The following is a 22535-nucleotide window of genomic DNA, read 5'->3' on the forward strand; positions in this document are numbered from 1 at the left end:
AGTCAACGTTTATTGATGAACTGCGTTCATCAATTCTCCATAGAAAGGAGGTGATCCAGCCGCACCTTCCGATACGGCTACCTTGTTACGACTTCACCCCAATCATCTGTCCCACCTTAGGCGGCTGGCTCCATAAAGGTTACCCCACCGACTTCGGGTGTTACAAACTCTCGTGGTGTGACGGGCGGTGTGTACAAGGCCCGGGAACGTATTCACCGCGGCATGCTGATCCGCGATTACTAGCGATTCCAGCTTCATGTAGGCGAGTTGCAGCCTACAATCCGAACTGAGAACGGTTTTATGAGATTAGCTCCACCTCGCGGTCTTGCAGCTCTTTGTACCGTCCATTGTAGCACGTGTGTAGCCCAGGTCATAAGGGGCATGATGATTTGACGTCATCCCCACCTTCCTCCGGTTTGTCACCGGCAGTCACCTTAGAGTGCCCAACTTAATGATGGCAACTAAGATCAAGGGTTGCGCTCGTTGCGGGACTTAACCCAACATCTCACGACACGAGCTGACGACAACCATGCACCACCTGTCACTCTGCTCCCGAAGGAGAAGCTCTATCTCTAGAGTTTTCAGAGGATGTCAAGACCTGGTAAGGTTCTTCGCGTTGCTTCGAATTAAACCACATGCTCCACCGCTTGTGCGGGCCCCCGTCAATTCCTTTGAGTTTCAGCCTTGCGGCCGTACTCCCCAGGCGGAGTGCTTAATGCGTTAACTTCAGCACTAAAGGGCGGAAACCCTCTAACACTTAGCACTCATCGTTTACGGCGTGGACTACCAGGGTATCTAATCCTGTTTGCTCCCCACGCTTTCGCGCCTCAGTGTCAGTTACAGACCAGAAAGTCGCCTTCGCCACTGGTGTTCCTCCATATCTCTACGCATTTCACCGCTACACATGGAATTCCACTTTCCTCTTCTGCACTCAAGTCTCCCAGTTTCCAATGACCCTCCACGGTTGAGCCGTGGGCTTTCACATCAGACTTAAGAAACCACCTGCGCGCGCTTTACGCCCAATAATTCCGGATAACGCTTGCCACCTACGTATTACCGCGGCTGCTGGCACGTAGTTAGCCGTGGCTTTCTGGTTAGGTACCGTCAAGGTGCCAGCTTATTCAACTAGCACTTGTTCTTCCCTAACAACAGAGTTTTACGACCCGAAAGCCTTCATCACTCACGCGGCGTTGCTCCGTCAGACTTTCGTCCATTGCGGAAGATTCCCTACTGCTGCCTCCCGTAGGAGTCTGGGCCGTGTCTCAGTCCCAGTGTGGCCGATCACCCTCTCAGGTCGGCTACGCATCGTTGCCTTGGTGAGCCGTTACCTCACCAACTAGCTAATGCGACGCGGGTCCATCCATAAGTGACAGCCGAAGCCGCCTTTCAATTTCGAACTATGCAGTTCAAAATATTATCCGGTATTAGCCCCGGTTTCCCGGAGTTATCCCAGTCTTATGGGCAGGTTACCCACGTGTTACTCACCCGTCCGCCGCTAACTTCATAAGAGCAAGCTCTTAATCCATTCGCTCGACTTGCATGTATTAGGCACGCCGCCAGCGTTCATCCTGAGCCAGGATCAAACTCTCCAATAAAGTTAGTTTGTCTAGCATCTAAAAATAAAAATTGACGTTCACGTTGTTTGTTTCGTTCAGTTTTCAAAGAACTACTTAGCCACTCATTTGCGACTTCCTTATGTTAACATCTTCGTTTTTCGATGTCAACTAAGTTTTTCAATTTCTTTTTTGTCGTTTTCTGCGTTTCCGCATCAGCGACGGTTATTAATATATCATGTAAAAAAATGAAATGCAACACCTTTTGAAAACTTTTTTCAAACCAACTACATTTCTTTTTTAATATCATATACTTAAACGAAATATCTCTTTCATTTCTAAGTAATTCCTACATATATTCTATATAAAGTCACTCTGCCAAAAAGCGTTTCTTTCTATATAAACGTTTTATTCATATACCATATCATACAAGGAGGAATATACATGGACTACACCGACTTATTAATAAAACTAGGTCTCTCGGCTATTTTAGGGTTCGCCATCGGTTTAGAGCGCGAATTAAAACGTAAACCACTCGGTTTAAAAACGTGTTTAGTTATTTCTATAATTAGTTGCCTCCTGACGATTGTTTCTATTAAAGCTGCTTACAACTTACCACATACCGATCATATGAATATGGATCCACTTCGACTTGCCGCTCAAATTGTATCAGGAATCGGTTTTTTAGGTGCCGGTGTAATTTTACGCAGAGGAAACGATAGTATTGCGGGATTAACGACCGCCGCTATGATTTGGGGTGCTTCTGGTATTGGCATTGCCGTTGGAGCTGGTTTCTATATCGAGGCTACTTTCGGAATGTGTTTCCTTATGATTAGTGTAGAACTTATACCCTTAACGATGAAATTCGTCGGTCCTAGATCATTTCGCCAACGTGATATCGCAGTGAAACTTGTTGTACGAAATATGGACAATATCCCCATTGTAATTGAAGAAATAAAAGAAATGGATATAAAGGTTAAAAATATGAAGCTTAAAACATTAGAAAGCGGCGCTCACTACTTACATCTTAAATTGTCTATCGATCAAAAAAGACATACTGCCGATGTTTACTATGCTCTCCAACATCTTGAAAGTGTTCAACAAACTGAAGTTGAAAGTATGTATTAATTATGAAACGAACTCTCTTTTAAATTAGAGAGTTTTTCTTTTTTCTATAATGGTAACAATGAATGTAGTCCTGAAACGTAAGGAGGAATAGAAACTTGAAATCCCGCCCGAATTTAGTAGATACATTTCGTGATTCCATTATTTTTCGTTTAATTTGTTTTATTATTGTACTTACTGCTTTTTCTGGCTTTCTTATACATACACTCGAGCCAGATCACTTCACCACATGGTTCGACGGGATTTGGTGGTCAATCGTTACCATTTTCACCGTTGGATACGGCGATTTCGCCCCCCATACAACGATAGGAAAAATTATCGGGATAGGCATCATTTTATTAGGAACGGGATTTTGTTCTTATTATATGGTTCTATTCGCTACCGATATGATTAATAAACAATATATGAAAATTAAAGGAGAAGAAGCTGCTACCTCTAATGGTCATATGATTATCGTTGGCTGGAATGAGCGCGCAAAACATGTTGTAAAACAAATGCACATATTACAACCGAACCTTGATATCGTTTTAATTGATGAAACACTTTCTTTACTTCCAAAGCCATTTCATCATTTAGAATTTATAAAAGGTTGTCCGCATCACGATCAAACTTTATTAAAAGCTAACATTACAACAGCTCACACTATATTAATAACATCAGATAAAGAGAAGAACGAAAGCTTAGCAGATACACAGTCCATTTTAAATATTTTAACTGCAAAAGGACTTAATCCAAACATTCACTGCATCGCTGAACTTCTTACTTCTGAACAAATCCAAAATGCAATGAGAGCTGGCGTATCAGAAATTATAGAAGGAAATAAATTAACGAGCTATGTATTTACCGCTTCTCTTTTATTCCCTTCCATTTCAGGCGTACTATTCTCCCTTTACGATGAAATCTCTGATAACAAATTACAACTGATGGAGATCTCCCCGTCCTGCACCGGACAATCCTTTGCGAATTGTAACTATACTCTTTTAAAACAAAATATTCTCTTACTAGGTGTAAAGCGCGACGAACAATATATGATCAATCCAGTTCATTCTTTCATTCTCATCGAAAGCGACATACTCATCGTTATTCACCATTAAAAAAATGACTTTCTAGTTCTTGTACTAGTACTTTACCAATATTGATATATTTTCTTTTCACGTCTCCATCGGGATCTTTCGGCTCAGCAAATTGATCAACTCCACTCGTTCCAGCTGTTAAAGAATTAACATTATCATCTAGTTCGTCTTGATATACGTGCGAAAGAATATACGGCGTTTCAAGACGGACTATTACCTGAGGCACATCTAGTTCTCCATCCACAGCTGTAAATGGTACTCGTAAAAATTGATAACCATCTTCTTCGTCGATTTTATAATCAAAACATCCTTTATCATAATCCCAATTACCACCAATACTATATCCAAGTGGTTTCATAATCTCTTCTAACTTATATAACGCATATGTACGTCCTTCTAAATTTGATTGAATCGGAATCAATCCCATCCCTCCTAGACTTTTCCTTTAGCATACCCATTCTAGTTTGAATATACCGGTGTACTTTTCAGTAAAATAATAAAAAGCGATCGGAGACCCGATCGCTTTTTATTATTTTAAACGCTCTTCTAATTCTGCTTTTAACTCTTCAAATCCTGGTTTTCCAAGTAGAGCAAACATATTTTTCTTGTACGCTTCTACTCCTGGTTGGTCAAATGGATTTACGCCTAATAGATAGCCGCTCATCGCACATGCTTTTTCGAAGAAGTATACAAGGTAACCGAATGTGTACTCGTTTAGTTCTGGAATGTTTACGATTAAGTTCGGTACTCCGCCATCGCTATGTGCAAGTAATGTACCTTCGTATGCTTTTGTGTTTACGAAGTCTATCGTTTCACCAGCAAGGTAGTTTAATCCATCTAAATCGTTGTCGTCTAATTCGATTTTTAGTTCGTGTGTAGATGTACCTACTTTAAGAACTGTTTCGAATAGGTCACGACGACCTTCTTGAATGTATTGACCTAATGAGTGTAAGTCAGTTGAGAAGTTTGCTGAAGATGGGAAAATACCTTTTTGATCTTTTCCTTCACTTTCACCAAATAACTGTTTCCACCACTCAGAGAAGTAGTGAAGTGCTGGCTCATAGTTAACAAGCATTTCAATTGTTTTCCCTTTATTGTATAGGGCATTACGAACTACTGCGTATTGGTAAGCTGGGTTTTCTTCAAGTTCTGATTTCGCGAAGTCATTATGACCAGCAGCTGCACCGTTCATCATCTCTTCAATGTTTAGGCCACTTACTGCGATTGGTAATAATCCTACTGGTGTTAATACAGAGAAACGACCGCCAACATCATCTGGAATTACAAATGTTTCGTAACCTTCATTGTCAGCTAATGTTTTTAATGCACCACGCGCTTTATCTGTAGTTGCATAAATACGTTTGCGAGCTTCTTCTTTTCCATACTTTTCTTCTAATAATTTACGGAAAATACGGAATGCGATTGCAGGCTCTGTTGTTGTACCTGATTTGGAAATAACGTTAATAGAAAAGTCTTTACCTTCTAGTACGTCCATTAAATCTTTCATGTAAGTGGAGCTAATGTTTTGTCCAACAAATAGCACTTGTGGAGTTTTACGTTGTTCTTTAGAAAGCGTGTTATAGAAAGAATGGTTTAACATTTCGATTGCTGCGCGTGCTCCTAGGTAAGAACCACCAATACCTACAACAAGTAAAATGTCAGAGTCATTTTTAATTTTTTCTGCGCATTTTTGAATGCGAGCAAATTCTTCTTTATCATATTGAAGCGGAAGCTCTACCCACCCAAGGAAATCGTTCCCAGCTCCAGTTTTTTCGTGGATTGCATGATGTGTTACTTTTACTGCATCACGTAAATAAGTTAGTTCATTTTCACCGATGAAGGATAACGCTTTAGAATAGTCGAACGTTACATGTGTACTCATCTTTTTCCCTCCAATTATGTATATGTATTTCTGTATTCACTTTAGCGAAACTAAAGTTGTAAATCAAGCGATTCAACAATTGTAAACGTAACCATTATTTATTTTTTAGAAAAAGTTCATTTTTTGCATAAAAATTCGCATTTTTCGGTATAGATGTATATACATCCTTTTTTCGTACATTTTTCATGTATAAAAACAACAAAACTATACCATTCTATAAAGGAGTTAAATTTTCTTATTAACTCCTTGCTTGCTCACGCTTCACATTAAGGGGGGACTTTTCATGAGTACCTTGCAACGTATCGCATTAGTCTTCACTGTAATCGGCGCTGTTAACTGGGGACTAATCGGGTTCTTCCAGTTTGACTTAGTAGCGGCTATTTTCGGTGGACAGAACTCAGCTCTTGCACGTATTATTTACGGCATCGTTGGTATTTCTGGGCTTATCAATCTCGGCTTACTATTTAAACCATCCGAGAATCTTGGTACTCACCCAGAAACACATGAAATTCAATAGTCAGTATGTCTTTTTCGCCTCCGACATACGAATATGATTGCATGCAATCATATTTGCAAATATATATATCATAAGTCACAGTAAAAGAGGAACGCTCATATGCGTTCCTCTTTTACTTTATTACCTCCGACTCTTCAATCCATTCTGCTAGCTTTTCTCGCAGCGTATTAAATCCGTTCTCAGATGGATTCGGTATAAGAATTCGTCCTTGCTTTCTTTTCGCCGCTTTTAACGATAAACTCATTTTTCTGTGTTCTTCATCAATTGAAAGTACTTTTACTTCTACTGTATCTCCGACCTTTAAAAAGTCATGAATGTCTTTTACATACCCATTTGTGATTTCAGATATATGCACAAGTCCTTGTGTTTCTGCATCCAAAGCTACAAATGCACCGTAATCTTGAATTCCAGTTACTTTCCCTGTTACAACCACTCCCGTTGTATATTGTTCTGACATGTGAAACACTCCCATACGTTTACCATTTTCTCTACAATTGTAAATAGCAAAGCAGATGTATTTATTGTTAAATATCCGATTAGTGAGTAAGTATCCTAAGTAAAACACCGAGGATACTCCCACCTTATATTAGTAAATTATACCACTTTGATAGAACTCATTCAAAATTCACGAAAAAATTTCCTGTAATACGTATAATTCTCCAATATTAGGATAGAATACTAACACATGGCTTTCTAGTATTCCCCCCCTTTTTATGGACAAAACGTATTGTGTTTTGTCCTTTTTTTATTCTCTATGAACCGTTCCATTCTCTTCATTGCTTCCATAAGTTGCTCAAGCGATGTTGCATATGAACAACGAATAAATCCTTCACCACTCCCGCCAAACACATTTCCAGGAACAACAGCCACTTTTTCTTCTAATAATAATTGTTCTGCAAATTCTGCTGAAGATAGTCCGGTTGAAGCTATAGAAGGAAAGACATAAAATGCCCCGCCTGGCACATGACATGTTAAGCCCATTTCATTGAAAGATGTCGTCATAAAGTTACGACGTTTTTTATAGCTATCTCTCATTCGAATTACTTCATCATTTCCCCCGCGTAATGCTTCAAGTGCTGCAAATTGAGACATCGTCGGTGCACACATCATTGAATACTGGTGGATTTTGAGCATTAATTCTGAAAATTGCACAGGGGCTGCAATCATCCCAAGACGCCATCCCGTCATCGCAAATCCTTTTGAAAACCCTGAAATTAAAATTGTATGGTCACGCATATTTTTAATACTCGCGAAACTCGTATATGCTTCGTCGTATACGAGCTCTGCATAAATTTCATCAGATAACACGATCAAATTATACTTCTCAACAATAACTGCTAGCTTTTCTAATTCGGATTTATTTAACATTGCGCCTGTTGGGTTATTGGGAGAACAAAGTAATATTGCCTTTGTTTTCGTTGTAATAGCTGCTTCAATTTGATCTGGCTGTACTTTAAATTCATCTTCTAATGAAGTCACTACTGGAACTGGGACCCCGCCCGCTAACGTAACAAGTGGTGCATACGAAACGAAACTTGGTTCAATAATAAGTATTTCATCATCAGGGTTTACAATAGCACGCATCGCTACATCTAGCGCTTGACTCGCTCCAACTGTAACAATGATTTCATCATTCGGATCATAAGATACTGCAAATTGTTTTTTTAGATACTTTGCTATTTCTTGACGGAGCTCCAATAATCCTGCATTTGCTGTATATGACGTATATCCTTGTTCTAAAGAACGAATACATGCTTGCCTTACATTCCAAGGTGTAACAAAGTCCGGCTCTCCCACTCCAAGTGAAATAACACCTTTCATACTTGCCGCTAAATCAAAAAACTTTCGTATACCGGACGGTTGTAAAGATTCTGCTAATCTAGATAGGTCAAATTGCTTCACGGTGTCACCACAATTCTCTTATCATCATCTGTCTTTTCATAAATAATCCCCTCATGTTTATACTTCTTCAAAATAAAATGAGTTGTCGTTGAAACGACAGATTCAATTGTTGCTAATTTCTCAGAAACAAACATTGCTACTTCTCCCATCGTCTTCCCTTCTAATGTAATAGAAAGGTCATATGTCCCAGACATTAAATAAACGGATTTCACTTCTGAATAGCGATAAATTTGTTCAGCTACTGCATCAAAACCCACACCACGCTTCGGTGTAACTTTCACATCAATCATCGCCGTTAAACCAGTATGTTCTTTCACTTTTGTCCAATCGATATGTGTTACATAGTCCACGATAATCTTTTCACTTTCTAATTTCGCAACCATTTTTTTCGCTTCTTCTACTTCTATATTTAACAACTTCGCTAATGTATCTACAGATAAACGACTATTCTTTTCAAGACAAGCTAATAATTCCAATTCTTTCTCTGTCACCATATAAATCATCCTTCCTTTTAGTTTGTGTCTAAATTATACAAATACTCTTTCCAGTTTGAAAAGAAGATTTTTTTTGAGAATTATGTCAAAATAAAGTGAAGGCTAATAATCAATGGGGGGGTTCATCCCCACTGATTATTAGCCTTCACCAATCGGGCTTTTACGGGCAGTTAATCTCCCACCTAACCTCTTTGTTTCAGCCTTTTTTTGAGGTGGGCGTCTTACTGCCCGTTAATAGCGGGGTAAAGTGAAACTTTAATCAGTGGTAGGGTTCATACCCGCTGATTATTAGCACACACCAATCCGGGTAAAGAGGAAAGGGGATGGAACCGTGAAACCAAAAGTATATATTGCCGAACCAGTTCCAACATTTGTAGAAAACTATTTATCAGAACACTGTGATTTTGAAAAATGGGATCAAAACGAGAAAGTACCTCGTGATGTTCTATTGGAAAAAATAAAAGATAAAGATGGGTTATTAAATTTCGGATCTGCTATAAATGAAGAATTATTGCAGGCTGCTCCTAATTTAAAAGTAGTAAGTAACATTTCTGTTGGCCATGATAACTTTGATTTAAAAGCGATGAAAAAACAAAATGTTATCGGAACGAATACTCCATATGTGTTAGATGATACAGTAGCCGATCTCGTTTTCGCTCTTATGTTATCTGCTGGTCGCCGTGTTTGCGAACTCAATTCCTATGTAAAAAATGGTGAATGGAACGCTGAAATCGGAAAAGAACACTTCGGACTAGATGTACATCATAGTACGATCGGTATTATCGGAATGGGACGAATTGGAGAAGCTGTCGCAAAACGAGCGAAATTCGGATTTGATATGAATGTCCTTTACTATAACCGTCGCCGTAAAGAAGAAGCTGAGCAAAAATTTGATGCTACATATTGTGATTTACAAACTCTAATCAAACAATCTGATTTTATTATTCTTCTTACTCCATTAACAGATGAAACGTATCATCTTATCGGTGAAAAGGAATTTTCACTAATGAAAGAAACAGCAATTTTCATTAATGCTTCTCGCGGGAAAACAGTAGATGAAACTGCATTAATTCATGCGTTAACAGAAAAGAAAATATTTGCAGCCGGCATCGACACATTTACACAAGAGCCGATTCAAAAAGAGAATCCGCTCTTATCATTACAAAACGTTGTAACTTTACCCCACATCGGATCTGCAACATTAAAAACTCGGCAGCAAATGGCAATGACAGCTGCTGAAAATTTAGTGGCAGGATTACAAGGAAAAACACCACCTAATATTGTGCGTGGGTAATTATAAATAAGCGAAAGGCAAGATGACGATGTCATCTTGCCTTTTTTTGTTAACATATTTTGTTTCTTGCCGGGAGATGATATGAACAAAAATCAATGGAGTGACAAAAAATGAACCATGAATGCAAATGCCCTTACTTCACTTTTTCCACTCGCGGGACTACTATTCATTACGAATTGTATGAACATAATACTAAAAAAGAACGACCTACTTTCGTACTCGTTCACGGCTTCCTCTCTTCCTCATTTAGCTATCGACGACTCATTCCTTTACTAACAAAGGAAGGTACAGTAATTGCCCTTGATTTACCACCATTCGGAAAAAGTGATAAATCTCATCTCTTTAAATATTCTTATCACAATTTAGCAGCTATTATTATCGATTTAATCGAACATTTATCTCTCTCAAATATTGTATTAGTTGGTCATTCTATGGGCGGACAAATTTCACTCTTTGTAAACCGACTACGCCCTGAATTAATTTCAAAGACGATTTTACTATGTAGCTCTAGTTATTTAGCACGCGCAAACTTCCCTTTACTGTACTCCTCTTATTTACCGTTCTTCCACTTATACGTGAAGAACTGGATTATTCGAAGGGGCATCGTTCATAATTTAATGAATGTCGTTCATGACCATTCATTAATTGACAATGAAATGATGGAAGGCTATGCTGCTCCTTTTTATGATGATCGTATATTCCCTGCTTTAACTCGAATGATAAGAGACCGTGAAGGTGACTTATCTTCAACTGAATTACAAAAAATCGAAACCCCAGTATTACTCATTTGGGGTGAAAAAGATCGCGTCGTCCCTGTACATGTAGGACACCGTCTCCATAAAGACCTACCTAATTCCACTTTCATTTCTTATGAAAATACAGGACACTTACTACCTGAAGAAAAGCCCGATCATGTTTATGAAGAAATTATTGCGTTTGCGGCGCAATAAAGTGAAGCTTTAATCCGTGGGAGGTTCTATCCCACGGATTATTAGCCTTCACCAATCGGGTTTTTATGGGCAGTTTGATTTCTCACCTAACCTCTTTGCTTCAACCGAGTTTTGAGGCGGGAGTCTTACCGCCCGTTAAAACGGGATAAAGTGAAGCTTTAATCAAACCGCACAAATGAAAATAAACAAAAAGGCTGTCGTAAATTCCGACAGCCTATAATGAACAACTTCCGCCTTCTTTTAGTACGAGTAACTCTACTGCTAATTTTTCGCATTTTTCAAGTGCAGGTACTTCTTCAAAAGACATAAAGTATATATGTTGAATTTTCTTTGCGATGTATTTCGGATCATCAAACACACTTACGACGTTTACAACATCGCTCGCTTCTGTTTCATAAAACTCCGGTCCCATTTGAAACGGATCCCAATTTTTCACAACCTCAATCATTTTGTCATATGCACCCATCTACTTCCCGCCTTTTCACTTTTTAATGCTTTTCTTTATCGTATCATATCAGCTATTCTATAAGAAGAGTGAGAATTTTCATAACTTAACAGTTTGACAGAAGAAAGGAGCAAACATATGCAACTATTTCATAAAACGGTAAATCGTCGCGGAACACATAGTACAAAATGGGATACATATAAAAATGAAGAGCTCATCCACGCTTGGATTGCAGATATGGATTTTGAAGTACCAAAACCAATTCAAACTGCATTACAAAAACGCACAGAACATCCTATTTTCGGCTATACACTTCCTCCTGAAAATATCGGGGATATCATTTGTAATTGGACGAAAAGCCAATACAATTGGGAAATACAAAAAGAATGGATTGTATTTAGCGCAGGTATCGTTCCAGCTCTTAGTACGAGCATACAAGCTATAACGAAAGAAGAAGAAGCCGTACTTGTACAACCTCCTATTTATCCACCATTTTTTGAAATGGTCAAAACAAATAATAGACAATTATGTGAGAGTCCCTTATTTAAACAAAATGGCATATATAAGATAGACTTCGAGCATCTAGAAACTCAATTTAAACAAGGTGTAAAACTAATGCTTCTTTGCAGCCCTCACAATCCTATCGGACGCATTTGGACGAAAGAAGAGCTAATAAAACTCGGTACGTTATGTACGCAATATAATGTAACCGTTGTCGCGGATGAAATTCACGCCGATATTATTTATAAAGGCCATACTCATACACCGTTTGCTTCTTTATCTGAAGAATTAGCAGCACGCACTATTACTTGTATGGCTCCGAGCAAAACATTTAATATCGCTGGATTACAAGCATCGATCATTATTATTCCGAATGAAAATCTCCGTAATGCCTTTATGTCTATCCAATATAGACAAGGTTTCCACGGATTAAATACATTTGCTTATACAGCAATGCAAAGTGCCTATACAGAATGTAATGATTGGCTAAATGAAATTCGATTGTACGTTGAAGATAACGCTCAATTTGCTTGTGAGTATATTCAAAATCACATACCAGCTCTTTCTGTAATTAAACCAGAAGGTAGTTTTTTACTGTGGATTGATTGTTCCCACTTGGATCTTTCTCAAGATGAACGAACAGCATTGCTTGAAGAGGAAGGTAAAATCATCGTTGAGCCTGGTGAGAAATACGGAACAGGTGGAGAAGCCCATATCCGAATTAACATTGGCTGTCCTAGATCTGTTTTAGAAGAAATTTTAAACAGACTACACCATACATTCTCATAACAAAAAAGGAGGCTATCCCAAAATGATTTTGGGACAACCTCCTTTTTTCGGTAAATCGATATAATTCCACTTACCATCATGTGGTTTTAGAACAAAATCTACCATTCGCGGTAGCTTCTATTTTTTCTTCATATCCGACGCTTTTTTAACAATAACACCGCAAGCGATTCGGCCACCAGATTTACCTGCTGGTTGTGTCATACCATCATCAGCGTTTTCTGTAATAATAATAGACGCTCCATCTTTTCTATGAATCGTCGTTTTTCCTTCTTCAAGCGTTATATGCGGAGCATCGATTTCTGCTTTAATCTTTCCAGAACCATCCGCCACTACATTCGGTAAATCACCATTTTCCGCACCTTTCGGATTCAAGAGCCCATGTTTTTTATTATCTGGATTAAAATGATTCCCAGATGATTCGAAACTAGGCGCTTTACATTCTCCGATTTCATGTACATGCAGCCCGTGTGGTCCTGGTGTAAAACCTTCCGCTTTAATCGTAATTTTCACTCCACTTGTTTGCTGCGCTACTTTTGCAGTCCCAACTTCATCACCTGAAGCATTATGTAATTTCACATCAATTTCTTTCGGCTTCCCTTGGTCACAACCCGCCATTAGAAACAATAAACAACAACTGAAAAAAAGCCGTCTTTTCATTCAATTCCCTCCAAAATACTTTCTGCCCTTAGATTGTCCGAGCATAGAGGGAAACATGCAAAAATGAATTACTGTTTCTTTTCAGCTAAAAGCTTTTCTTCTACTTTCTGTAATCGCTCTGCTTCTCGTTTTGATACACGAATAAACATACGCCACGTAGCAACCGCACCGATGATAAATAGAACGCAAACAATACCTGGAATAATATACTCCGTTTTATCTTCAGGAAAATATAAAGGCATCATACAGAACACTCCTTATCGAGGAATTTATGGCAAAAATAAACATCAGAATTTTCTGTTTTATCACCTTGAATTATAATTGAAGCCTGTCATATTCTCAAGGGGGGCGTTCCGAAAGCGAATGATTTCTTTGACTCCTTCGCGCACTTTCCTTACTATAAACTTGAGGTGAAAAATATGAGAGAAACATTTGAAATTGGTGAAATCGTTACTGGTATTTATAAAACTGGAAAATACATCGGCGAAATTACAAATAGCCGTCCTGGCAGTTACGTCGTAAAAGTATTAGCTGTTTTAAAACATCCAGTGCAAGGGGATTTACATAATGTAAAACAAGCTGAAGTACCATTCTTCCACGAAAGACGTGCTTTAGCTTTTCGTGAACAGACGAACATTCCAGAGCAAATGGTGAAGAAATATGAAGGAGAAATTCCGGATTATACAGAGTCACTAAAATTAGCATTAGAAACTCAAATGAATTCATTTTCTGAAGATGATTCACCTTTTGCGGGGCGTAGTCTAGAAACACTTCAGCAATTGAAGCAAGATTACAAACTTTAAAAAACAAAACGACCAAATTACATATTTTGCAATTTGGTCGTTACTGTGTACTTACTTTCTTTAACACTTTCGAAAAATCAACAAGTTCCCCTAATGTTGGAGGTGCTGGTTTGACTAAATACTCTTTATCTTTTTCTACTAACTTAAAAATATTATATGTCGTCATCGCATCATCAAGCGCACAATGATGCTTTCCTGTTCCTGCTTTTCCATACGCCTCAATTGCTTTCCACAGCCCTGTTTGATTTCTCTCTCCAAAAAACTTCTTATACTCAAGCGATAAATCACGACACTGTCCAAAGAATGGAAATTCTACTCCCGCCATTTCGCAATTATGCTTTAAGACTTTCATATCCATATTTCCCCACGTTACAATTGTCGGTTTACAACTCTTTTCATATTCTGCAAGTTTCTCAACAAGTTCATGAAAAGAAATTCCTTTGTCCACTACTTCCTGTTTAATTCCTAAAAATTTTTTACATCGATCCGTTAAAGACGGAAATGTTTTCGGTCTAATATGCGATGAATACGTATCTTCCACCTTACAACCAACAACTGAAACGAGTCCGACCTCAATAATTTCTGGGAAAAAACCTTTTGGCTTTTTTCTATGCTGGGGCATCGTAAACTCAAAGTCTAAAAACAAAAATCGTTGTTCATCCATACGATCCCTTCCTTATCATCTTTGTCATTCCTTTCTATTTGACACTCCTACACGAACAAGCTCGAATGCTGATTCGATTTTAAATATTCAGATTGGATGTATCTTATATATATGTCAAATGCCCACAAATATTTTTAAAAATAAGAAAAAATGACCTATGCAGAAAATATGACAAAATAAACCCTTTCATTTACATCCGCCATTTTTCTACTTTATAATGACGTTATGTGTGTTTCATCTAGTTAATTTTTTGACACACTAAGAAAAGTGAATGAAAGGAGATGAGAGTTTTGCACGAAACAACGCAAGAACTCGCAAACTGGCAGTATTATTTCGCTATCGCAGTCTTTTTAATTACATATGCCATTATTATTTCTGAAAAAATTAACCGCGCTGTCATCGCACTTCTTGGTGCAGCATTCATGGTAATTGCCGGGGTCGTTGACTTACACAATGCCTTTACGAAACATATTGAATGGGGAACAATTACATTACTCATCGGTATGATGATACTGGTAAACATTACAAGTAAGTCAGGTGTCTTCCAATACGTTGCCATTAAAGCCGCAAAAGGAGCACAAGGAAATCCAATTAAAATTTTAATTTCACTTTCCTTACTTACCGCGCTTGGCTCCGCATTTTTAGATAACGTTACAACCGTACTTCTTGTTGTTCCAGTTACTTTATCTATTACGCGCATCTTGCAAGTAAATCCTGTTCCATATTTACTTTCTGAAATTATTTTTTCAAACATCGGAGGAACAGCAACATTAATTGGTGATCCGCCAAATATTATGATTGGTTCTGCTAATAAACATTTAGACTTCAATGCTTTCTTATTCAACTTAGCACCTATCGTAATCATCATTATTGCTGTTACAGCAACAATGCTTTACTTCATGTACCGTAAGCAATTAATTGCTGATCCTGTACAAATTAAAAAGCTAATGAGCTTAGATGAAAAACAATACATTAAAGATCCAGTATTAATGAAAAAATCTTTAACAGTACTTGGACTTACTATTTTAGGTTTCATGACTCATTCCATCTTCCATATTGATGCAGCTATCATCGCCTTAACTGGTGCTACTGTCCTTATGTTAATCGGTGTGAAAGAACATGAAATTGAAGAGGTATTCGCAAGTGTAGAATGGGTAACAATCTTCTTCTTCGCGGGACTATTCGTACTCGTTGGAGGACTTATCGATATCGGTCTTATCAAAACGTTAGCTCAAAAAGTAATTGGAATAACAGGCGGAGATATTTCTCAAGCATCTATCCTTATTCTATGGGTATCTGGTATCGCCTCTGCAACAATCGATAACATTCCATTCGTTGCAACAATGATTCCGCTTATTAACGATATGGCAGTTGGGCTAGGTTTATCACCTTCTGACGCACAAGTCGATGTACTATGGTGGGCATTAGCATTAGGTGCTTGCCTAGGTGGAAACGGAACATTAATCGGGGCTTCTGCTAACGTAATCGTAGCCGGAATCGCAAGTCGTGAAGGACATAAATTCAGCTACATGGAATTCCTTAAAGTCGGCTTCCCAATTATGATCGTTTCATTAATCATTTCTCACATTTACATTTACTTACGTTACCTTATGTAATAGAAAAAAGGGCTGTCAAATAGGACAGCCCTTTTTTTGGTAAATGAAATTATATTAATGAATTTTCAAATATATCTATCACAACTTACAATATATCAACGATTCTACACAAAATATCGATTTGCCGACAAGGTGCGACAATAGTTGCAAGAAGCTGTTCCAAAACATCTTCGAAACAGCTCCCCTATATCTACTCGTTATACCTCTCCGGCTCATTCCGAATGATAAATAAATGAATCGGCAAGAAAACCGAAAATGTGATTACATGAATAATCGTAAATAATATAGCGTTCGTTCCGTATCTATCTAAAATAGCGTAAATGAGATAAATAGACAGTACAATCGATACAGCTGTTGCTAGTAAACTTATAATCGGTACGAAATTAAAGATGAAACATGCGACATATATGCCGAATACTTTCCATCCTGCTTCTTCTTTCAAGAAATCCGGTAATTTATCCTTCGCTAAGTCCCCCCACGTCTTACTATTCAAAAAAGGAATAAACGCAAGAACACCATCAGTTGCACCATCATTTTTCGCCATCGTATAAAGTGCAAAAGCTGTTAACAAATACGAAATAATTGCCCAAATTATTATAACAAGAATAAACGCAAAACTAAGAGCAAAGAAACCTGCTAGTACGCCTTGATCTTCCATCTTATCCTCTCCTCTCTCTTCTCAACATATTTCATTACAGTGCAAGTTATGTTTTAAAATTTAACCAAACTCTCTGTATAATAAATATAAGAAAGATAATAAGAGAGGAGAACGTACTTATGCATCCATTTGTAAAAGCATTACAAGAGCATTTCATAGCTCATCAAAATCCCGAAAAAGCAGAACCGATGGCACGTTATATGAAAAATCACTTCCCGTTTCTCGGTATTCAAACTCCTGAGAGAAGACAGTTATTGAAAGACGTAATTCAAATACATACTCTCCCAGATAAAAAGGACTTCCAAATTATCGTGCGTGAACTTTGGGACCTACCAGAACGTGAATTTCAAGCTGCCGCACTCGATATCATGCAAAAATATAAAAAACATATAAACGAAACTCATATCCCATTTCTAGAAGAACTTATTGTCACAAAATCTTGGTGGGACTCTGTTGATAGCATCGTCCCTACATTTTTAGGTGCTATCTTTTTAAAACATCCAGAATTAATTTCTGCCTATATTCCAAAATGGATTGCATCAGAAAACATATGGTTACAACGCGCCGCTATTTTATTCCAGCTAAAATATAAACAAAAGATGGATGAAGAACTTCTTTTCTGGATTATTGGACAACTACATTCTTCAAAAGAATTTTTCATTCAAAAAGCGATTGGCTGGGTCCTTCGCGAATATGCAAAAACAAAGCCCGATGTCGTTTGGGAATACGTGCAAAATAACGAGCTTGCTCCCCTTAGTAAACGTGAAGCAATTAAGCATATTAAGCAAAATTACGGAATAAATAACGAAAAAATAGGCGAGACTCTATCCTAGATAGGCACGTTCCTCTATTGAGATTTAAAAAAGAACGTGTTAGAATATGTTCATTATTAATATAAGTAGCGATGACGGACTTATAAGTACTTGCATAAAAAGCGATTCAGGGATAGTGAAAGCCTGAAGCTGCGAGGAAACGGCAGTCTCGAGCAATACGTGATAAAGTGGATGCACATTTTGTGTATCAACTAGGGTGGAACCGCGGGCAAACGCTCGTCCCTAGGCGATTAAGCCTTGGGATGAGCGTTTTTTTATGTTTTTTAAAGCATATATTTCCCGCTTCCAAAGTACCCATCACGTCATCGCCAATACGTTAACTTTCAAAAGGAGGATTTTATTATGTATTCAATGGAACAAGTTGTAAACTTAGCAAAACATCGCGGTTTCGTTTTCCCTGGTTCTGAAATTTACGGTGGTCTTGCAAACACTTGGGATTACGGTCCACTTGGAATCGAATTAAAAAATAACGTTAAAAAAGCTTGGTGGAAAAAGTTCATTCAAGAATCTCCACACAACGTTGGTTTAGATGCTGCTATTTTAATGAACCCAAAAACTTGGATCGCTTCTGGTCACGTTGGTAACTTTAATGATCCAATGATCGACTGTAAAAAATGTAAAGCTCGTCACCGTGCTGACAAATTAATTGAAGATGCATTAGACGCAAAAGGCATCGAAATGGTCGTTGACGGTCTTACTTTCGACCAAATGGCTGACTTAATGAAAGAACATGAAGTAAAATGTCCTGATTGCAGTAGTGAAGAGTTCACTGAAATCCGTCAGTTCAACTTAATGTTCAAAACATTCCAAGGTGTTACAGAGTCTAGCACAAACGAAATCTTCCTTCGTCCTGAAACAGCACAAGGTATTTTCGTAAACTTTAAAAACGTACAACGCTCTATGCGTAAGAAACTTCCATTTGGTATCGGCCAAATCGGTAAAAGTTTCCGTAACGAAATCACACCTGGTAACTTCACATTCCGTACACGTGAATTCGAACAAATGGAACTTGAATTCTTCTGTAAGCCTGGTGAAGATTTAGAGTGGTTCGCATTCTGGCGTGAAACTTGTAAAAACTGGTTACTTTCACTTGGTATGACTGAAGAAAGCATGCGTCTTCGTGACCACGGTGAAGACGAATTATCTCACTACAGTAACGCAACAACTGATATTGAATTCCGATTCCCATTCGGTTGGGGCGAACTATGGGGCGTTGCATCTCGTACAGACTTCGATTTAAAACGTCACATGGAACACTCTAACGAAGACTTTAACTATATCGATCCACAAACGAATGAGCGTTACGTGCCATACTGCATCGAGCCATCTCTAGGTGCAGACCGTGTAACATTAGCATTCTTATGTGATGCATATGAAGAAGAGCAATTAGAAAACGATTCTCGTACAGTTCTTCGTTTCCACCCTGCTTTAGCACCATATAAAGCAGCTATCTTACCATTATCTAAAAAGCTATCTGAAGGTGCTACTGAAGTATTCGCAGAACTAGCTAAAGACTTCATGGTAGACTTTGATGAAACTGGTTCTATCGGTAAACGTTACCGTCGTCAAGACGAAATCGGCACACCATTCTGTATCACATACGACTTCGACTCTGTTGAAGACAAAGCTGTTACAGTACGTGACCGTGACACTATGGAACAAGTTCGTATGCCAATTAGCGAACTAAAAGGTTTCTTAGAGAAAAAAATCCAGTTCTAATTATAAAGTGAAACTTTAATCAGTGGGGGTTTTGTTCATCCGCCATTGATTATTAGTTGAACCAATCGGGCGTTTACGGGCAGTTAATCTCTCACCTAACTTCTTTGCTCCAACCGAATTTTGAGGTGGGAGTTTTACTGCCCGTTAATGCGGGATAAAAAAGAGGCAGCTCATAAGAGCCGCCTCTTTTCTATTTTTCACGTTTTTCTTTAATTGCTACTGTACATCTTGATACGCATAGTAAATCATCATTTTCATCAATGATGCGAATATCCCAAACCATTGTCGATTGTCCTCTATGTATCGGTGTTCCAATTGCTGTTACAATTCCATCTTGCTTTGAGCGAATATGATTTGCATTAATTTCTAATCCGAAACAAATACATTTCTCTTGATCAATTAAATTGTATGAACCAACACTTGCCACAGTTTCTGCTAATGCAACAGATGCACCGCCATGTAAAAATCCAAACGGCTGATGCGTACGTTCATCAACAGGCATTGTAGCAACTACTTTATCCTCTGTCATTTCTAATAGTTCAATTCCAAGCGAATCCATTAAAGTTTTTGCCATATCGTTTTCAACCTCTCTCACTTTAAATCAAATGTATAATTTTACCTGTTTAATTTCAAACTACCTATAACACTTATATAAGGAGGTTTCACCTAAATGAAACAGAAATTTTGTATACTATTGCTTATGTTCTCCTTCCTGACTATTGTACCAAATTGTGCAATAGCAGCCAAAGCATCCAACCTGACAATCAATGTTAAGACTGTAACGCAAAAAGGTAAGAAACCTTATATAGAATATCAAATTAATAGGCCTTCCTTTCACAACTTTTCTGATTCAAAATTTCAAAATAAGCTAAATTCCTATTACAAAAACTCTACTGCTACATTTAAAAGTAAATTAGAAAAAGAAGCGAAGAAATATTATAAAGAAACAGAAGGATCTAGCACACCTTTTCATCCATACGTTGCAAATGTTGACTATAAAGTAGCTTTAAACAAACCACCTTTCCTAAGTCTATATGTGAATTACTATCAATATACAGGCGGAGCGCACGGACTTTATACGTGGAAGGCAAATACATTTGATTTAAACGAAAAAAAATTATTACACTTAGACGATTTATTTCAGCAAGAGGATAAATATAAAGAAATAATTCGCACAGAGATTATAAGACAAATTAAACACAATGAAAGCATTTATTTTCCTGATGCAGCCGAAAAGGTAACGAGCACTAAAAAGTTTCACTACTTTTTAGAACCGGATAATCTTGTAATTTATTTCCCTTTATATGAAATTGCTCCTTATTCAAGCGGAATTCCGCAATTTCGTATTCCATACACATTGCTTAGAGACTATTTAAAGCCTTCTTATCAAAATATTTTGATTGACAACAAGTAAATACTTTCGCTACGATAATGTTAACCTAAATACAACTGGAGGTTAACATTATGAAGAAGCTTCATGTTTTAGATTTAGCATTAGCTGCCATGTTCGTCGCTCTTATGGCTATTGGTGCAAATATTGTATCGTGGGCACCATTCTTACAGGTAGCGGGCGTTCCATTATCTATGCAACCATTTTTCGCAATTTTAGCAGGTCTTCTTCTTGGAAGTAGACTTGGGGCATTATCAATGACTGTTTACATGCTTGTGGGAGTAGCGGGTGCGCCAATCTTCGCTAACTTCAAAGCTGGATTTGGAGCACTTTTAGATCCTACTGGTGGTTTTATTATCGCATTTATTATCGTTGCTTACGTATCAGGAAAACTAGTAGAACAAAAAGAACGACCAACATTCAGCACCTTTGCAATCGCTTCTTTCGCAGGAATCATTTTAACTTATATTATCGGTACTACTTACATGTACGGGGCAGTCAATATTTTCATGGGTGGTAATATGAGTTATAAAGCTGCTTGGATGATTATGATGTGGTTCGCAGTAAAAGATATTGCGTTTACAATTATCGGCGCTATTATCGCACCTCGCATATACTATGCTGTACGTCGTTCGGCTTATCAGCATTCTCATTCGACGATTTCATAATAAACAAGGAGCTGTTCCTATAGGAACAGCTCCTTGTTTATTATATTAAGACTCTTGCTTCATTTGCTCTTCTAAAATTTTCTTCATCATTACTAGCATATCATCACGTAATTCTGGGTGTTGCAATGCCATTTCGATTGTCGTTTGAACGAATCCTAACTTTTCACCTACGTCGTAGCGTTTTCCTTCGAAGTCGTAAGCAAATACACGTTGAATTTCATTTAAGCTTTGAATTGCATCCGTTAACTGAATTTCGCCACCCGCTCCAACTTGTTGCTGTTCCAAGAACATAAAGATTTCAGGAGTTAAAATGTAACGTCCCATAATCGCTAAGTTTGAAGGCGCAGTACCTTGCGTTGGTTTTTCAACGAAATTACGAACTTGATAACGACGTCCCTCTTGCTCTAACGGATCAATAATTCCATAGCGATGTGTTTCTGCTTCAGGAACAGTTTGTACACCAATAACAGAAGAAAGTGTTTTGTCATACTCGTCCATTAATTGACGTAAACATGGTTTTTCAGCTTGAACGATATCATCGCCTAATAATACTGCAAACGGCTCATCACCAATGAATTTACGCGCACACCAAACAGCATGTCCTAATCCTTTTGGTTCTTTTTGACGAATGTAATGGATATCTACCATTTTAGAAGAAGCTTGTACTTTTTCAAGTAACTCATACTTTTTCTTCTCTAATAAGTTTTGCTCTAATTCAAATGCGTTATCAAAATGATCTTCGATAGAGCGCTTTCCTTTACCAGTAACGATAATAATATCTTCGATGCCTGATTTTACTGCTTCTTCTACGATGTATTGAATTGTTGGTTTATCTACAATTGGAAGCATTTCTTTTGGCATTGCTTTCGTTGCTGGTAAAAAGCGTGTTCCTAATCCCGCTGCCGGAATAATTGCTTTTCTCACTTTTTTCATGACAAATACCCTCGCTTTTCATTCTAATTCTCTTAGTAAAGTGCAAATTTATAACACTCGCTCGTAATA

The 22535-nt window shown here is 37.9% G+C and carries 24 protein-coding genes and 1 rRNA gene; 12 read left to right on the forward strand and 13 right to left on the reverse strand.

Going from position 1 to position 22535, the window contains the following annotated elements:
- Nucleotides 1–43 precede the first annotated feature (43 nt).
- A 16S ribosomal RNA gene (locus EXW56_RS23475) occupies nt 44–1595 on the reverse strand.
- A gap of 402 nt (nt 1596–1997) precedes the next feature.
- Between EXW56_RS23475 and EXW56_RS23480 the strand changes: the two genes are divergently transcribed.
- Together EXW56_RS23480 and EXW56_RS23485 are read left to right on the forward strand one after the other, a co-directional pair.
- On the forward strand, nt 1998–2681 hold the full coding sequence (locus EXW56_RS23480; protein WP_002160049.1) for an MgtC/SapB family protein: 684 nt from the start codon (nt 1998–2000) through the stop codon (nt 2679–2681).
- 95 nt (nt 2682–2776) lie between these two features.
- A complete protein-coding gene (locus EXW56_RS23485; protein WP_078181327.1) occupies nt 2777–3772 on the forward strand; it encodes an ion channel in 996 nt (331 codons plus the stop codon).
- On the opposite strand, the gene EXW56_RS23490 is transcribed toward EXW56_RS23485, so the two are convergent.
- Both EXW56_RS23490 and EXW56_RS23495 read right to left on the reverse strand, forming a co-directional pair.
- Nucleotides 3759–4172 (reverse strand): YugN-like family protein, encoded by a 414-nt coding sequence (locus EXW56_RS23490; RefSeq protein ID WP_141558677.1) that lies wholly within the window; start codon nt 4170–4172, stop codon nt 3759–3761. The genes EXW56_RS23485 and EXW56_RS23490 overlap by 14 nt on opposite strands.
- Before the next feature lie 108 nt (nt 4173–4280).
- Complete coding sequence (locus EXW56_RS23495; RefSeq protein WP_002112570.1) at nt 4281–5633, reverse strand: glucose-6-phosphate isomerase; 1353 nt, start codon at nt 5631–5633, stop codon at nt 4281–4283.
- Between the two features lie 283 nt (nt 5634–5916).
- On the opposite strand from EXW56_RS23495, the gene EXW56_RS23500 reads away from it, so the two are divergent.
- Entirely contained in the window at nt 5917–6150 is a 234-nt protein-coding gene (locus tag EXW56_RS23500) for a DUF378 domain-containing protein (protein ID WP_002034535.1), read from the forward strand.
- A gap of 112 nt (nt 6151–6262) precedes the next feature.
- On the opposite strand, the gene yugI is transcribed toward EXW56_RS23500, so the two are convergent.
- The 3 genes from yugI to EXW56_RS23515 all read right to left on the reverse strand — a co-directional run bounded on the left by yugI (nt 6263) and on the right by EXW56_RS23515 (nt 8546).
- Nucleotides 6263–6607 carry a S1 domain-containing post-transcriptional regulator GSP13 gene (yugI, locus tag EXW56_RS23505; protein WP_002015848.1) on the reverse strand — a complete coding sequence of 115 codons (345 nt, stop codon included), beginning with the start codon at nt 6605–6607 and terminating at the stop codon, nt 6263–6265.
- 254 nt (nt 6608–6861) lie between these two features.
- On the reverse strand, nt 6862–8052 hold the full coding sequence (locus tag EXW56_RS23510; RefSeq protein WP_002198990.1) for an aminotransferase: 1191 nt from the start codon (nt 8050–8052) through the stop codon (nt 6862–6864).
- A complete protein-coding gene (locus EXW56_RS23515) occupies nt 8049–8546 on the reverse strand; it encodes an Lrp/AsnC family transcriptional regulator (protein ID WP_002124435.1) in 498 nt (165 codons plus the stop codon). The genes EXW56_RS23510 and EXW56_RS23515 overlap by 4 nt, the downstream gene beginning before the upstream one ends.
- Nucleotides 8547–8847: 301 nt before the next feature.
- On the opposite strand from EXW56_RS23515, the gene EXW56_RS23520 reads away from it, so the two are divergent.
- Nucleotides 8848–9840: a 2-hydroxyacid dehydrogenase gene (locus tag EXW56_RS23520; protein WP_033714043.1), complete on the forward strand. Its 993-nt coding sequence runs from the start codon at nt 8848–8850 to the stop codon at nt 9838–9840.
- A gap of 110 nt (nt 9841–9950) precedes the next feature.
- Entirely contained in the window at nt 9951–10790 is an 840-nt protein-coding gene (locus EXW56_RS23525) for an alpha/beta fold hydrolase (protein ID WP_002112576.1), read from the forward strand.
- A 214-nt stretch (nt 10791–11004) separates the two neighbouring features.
- On the opposite strand, the gene EXW56_RS23530 is transcribed toward EXW56_RS23525, so the two are convergent.
- A complete protein-coding gene (locus EXW56_RS23530; RefSeq protein WP_002015854.1) occupies nt 11005–11256 on the reverse strand; it encodes a YugE family protein in 252 nt (83 codons plus the stop codon).
- Nucleotides 11257–11373: 117 nt separating this feature from the next.
- Here EXW56_RS23530 and EXW56_RS23535 point away from each other — a divergent pair, with 117 nt between their 5' ends.
- Complete coding sequence (locus EXW56_RS23535; RefSeq protein ID WP_002198987.1) at nt 11374–12525, forward strand: MalY/PatB family protein; 1152 nt, start codon at nt 11374–11376, stop codon at nt 12523–12525.
- 117 nt (nt 12526–12642) lie between these two features.
- Here EXW56_RS23535 and sodC read toward each other — a convergent pair whose 3' ends face one another.
- Together sodC and EXW56_RS23545 are read right to left on the reverse strand one after the other, a co-directional pair.
- Nucleotides 12643–13182, reverse strand: a complete 540-nt coding sequence (gene sodC, locus EXW56_RS23540; RefSeq protein WP_002198986.1) for a superoxide dismutase [Cu-Zn] — start codon at nt 13180–13182, stop codon at nt 12643–12645.
- 68 nt (nt 13183–13250) lie between these two features.
- Nucleotides 13251–13427, reverse strand: a complete 177-nt coding sequence (locus EXW56_RS23545) for a hypothetical protein (RefSeq protein WP_000982763.1) — start codon at nt 13425–13427, stop codon at nt 13251–13253.
- Nucleotides 13428–13601: 174 nt separating this feature from the next.
- Between EXW56_RS23545 and EXW56_RS23550 the strand changes: the two genes are divergently transcribed.
- The gene (locus tag EXW56_RS23550) at nt 13602–13985 is read left to right on the forward strand and encodes a kinase-associated lipoprotein KapB (protein WP_002112579.1); all 384 of its coding nucleotides are present in this window, start codon (nt 13602–13604) and stop codon (nt 13983–13985) included.
- Nucleotides 13986–14025: 40 nt separating this feature from the next.
- Here the strand turns inward: EXW56_RS23550 and kapD are convergent, their stop codons facing one another.
- Nucleotides 14026–14649: a 3'-5' exonuclease KapD gene (gene kapD / locus EXW56_RS23555; RefSeq protein WP_002112580.1), complete on the reverse strand. Its 624-nt coding sequence runs from the start codon at nt 14647–14649 to the stop codon at nt 14026–14028.
- A 290-nt stretch (nt 14650–14939) separates the two neighbouring features.
- Between kapD and EXW56_RS23560 the strand changes: the two genes are divergently transcribed.
- Complete coding sequence (locus tag EXW56_RS23560) at nt 14940–16265, forward strand: ArsB/NhaD family transporter (protein WP_002112581.1); 1326 nt, start codon at nt 14940–14942, stop codon at nt 16263–16265.
- 190 nt (nt 16266–16455) lie between these two features.
- Here EXW56_RS23560 and EXW56_RS23565 read toward each other — a convergent pair whose 3' ends face one another.
- Nucleotides 16456–16923, reverse strand: coding sequence for a hypothetical protein (locus EXW56_RS23565; RefSeq protein ID WP_002112583.1), 468 nt, complete (start codon nt 16921–16923; stop codon nt 16456–16458).
- A 119-nt stretch (nt 16924–17042) separates the two neighbouring features.
- Here EXW56_RS23565 and EXW56_RS23570 point away from each other — a divergent pair, with 119 nt between their 5' ends.
- Both EXW56_RS23570 and EXW56_RS23575 read left to right on the forward strand, forming a co-directional pair.
- The gene (locus EXW56_RS23570) at nt 17043–17756 is read left to right on the forward strand and encodes a DNA alkylation repair protein (protein WP_002198985.1); all 714 of its coding nucleotides are present in this window, start codon (nt 17043–17045) and stop codon (nt 17754–17756) included.
- A gap of 342 nt (nt 17757–18098) precedes the next feature.
- Nucleotides 18099–19475: a glycine--tRNA ligase gene (locus EXW56_RS23575; protein WP_002198984.1), complete on the forward strand. Its 1377-nt coding sequence runs from the start codon at nt 18099–18101 to the stop codon at nt 19473–19475.
- A gap of 190 nt (nt 19476–19665) precedes the next feature.
- Here the strand turns inward: EXW56_RS23575 and EXW56_RS23580 are convergent, their stop codons facing one another.
- Complete coding sequence (locus EXW56_RS23580; RefSeq protein ID WP_002112586.1) at nt 19666–20049, reverse strand: hotdog fold thioesterase; 384 nt, start codon at nt 20047–20049, stop codon at nt 19666–19668.
- 96 nt (nt 20050–20145) lie between these two features.
- On the opposite strand from EXW56_RS23580, the gene EXW56_RS23585 reads away from it, so the two are divergent.
- Together EXW56_RS23585 and EXW56_RS23590 are read left to right on the forward strand one after the other, a co-directional pair.
- A complete protein-coding gene (locus EXW56_RS23585) occupies nt 20146–20889 on the forward strand; it encodes a DUF3298 and DUF4163 domain-containing protein (protein ID WP_002112588.1) in 744 nt (247 codons plus the stop codon).
- Between the two features lie 50 nt (nt 20890–20939).
- Nucleotides 20940–21533, forward strand: coding sequence for a biotin transporter BioY (locus tag EXW56_RS23590; RefSeq protein WP_002198983.1), 594 nt, complete (start codon nt 20940–20942; stop codon nt 21531–21533).
- 45 nt (nt 21534–21578) lie between these two features.
- Here the strand turns inward: EXW56_RS23590 and galU are convergent, their stop codons facing one another.
- On the reverse strand, nt 21579–22466 hold the full coding sequence (gene galU, locus EXW56_RS23595) for a UTP--glucose-1-phosphate uridylyltransferase GalU (protein ID WP_002067929.1): 888 nt from the start codon (nt 22464–22466) through the stop codon (nt 21579–21581).
- Nucleotides 22467–22535: the final 69 nt, after the last annotated feature.

The organism is Bacillus mycoides (assembly GCF_018742245.1).
Lineage (GTDB): Bacteria > Bacillota > Bacilli > Bacillales > Bacillaceae_G > Bacillus_A > Bacillus_A cereus_U.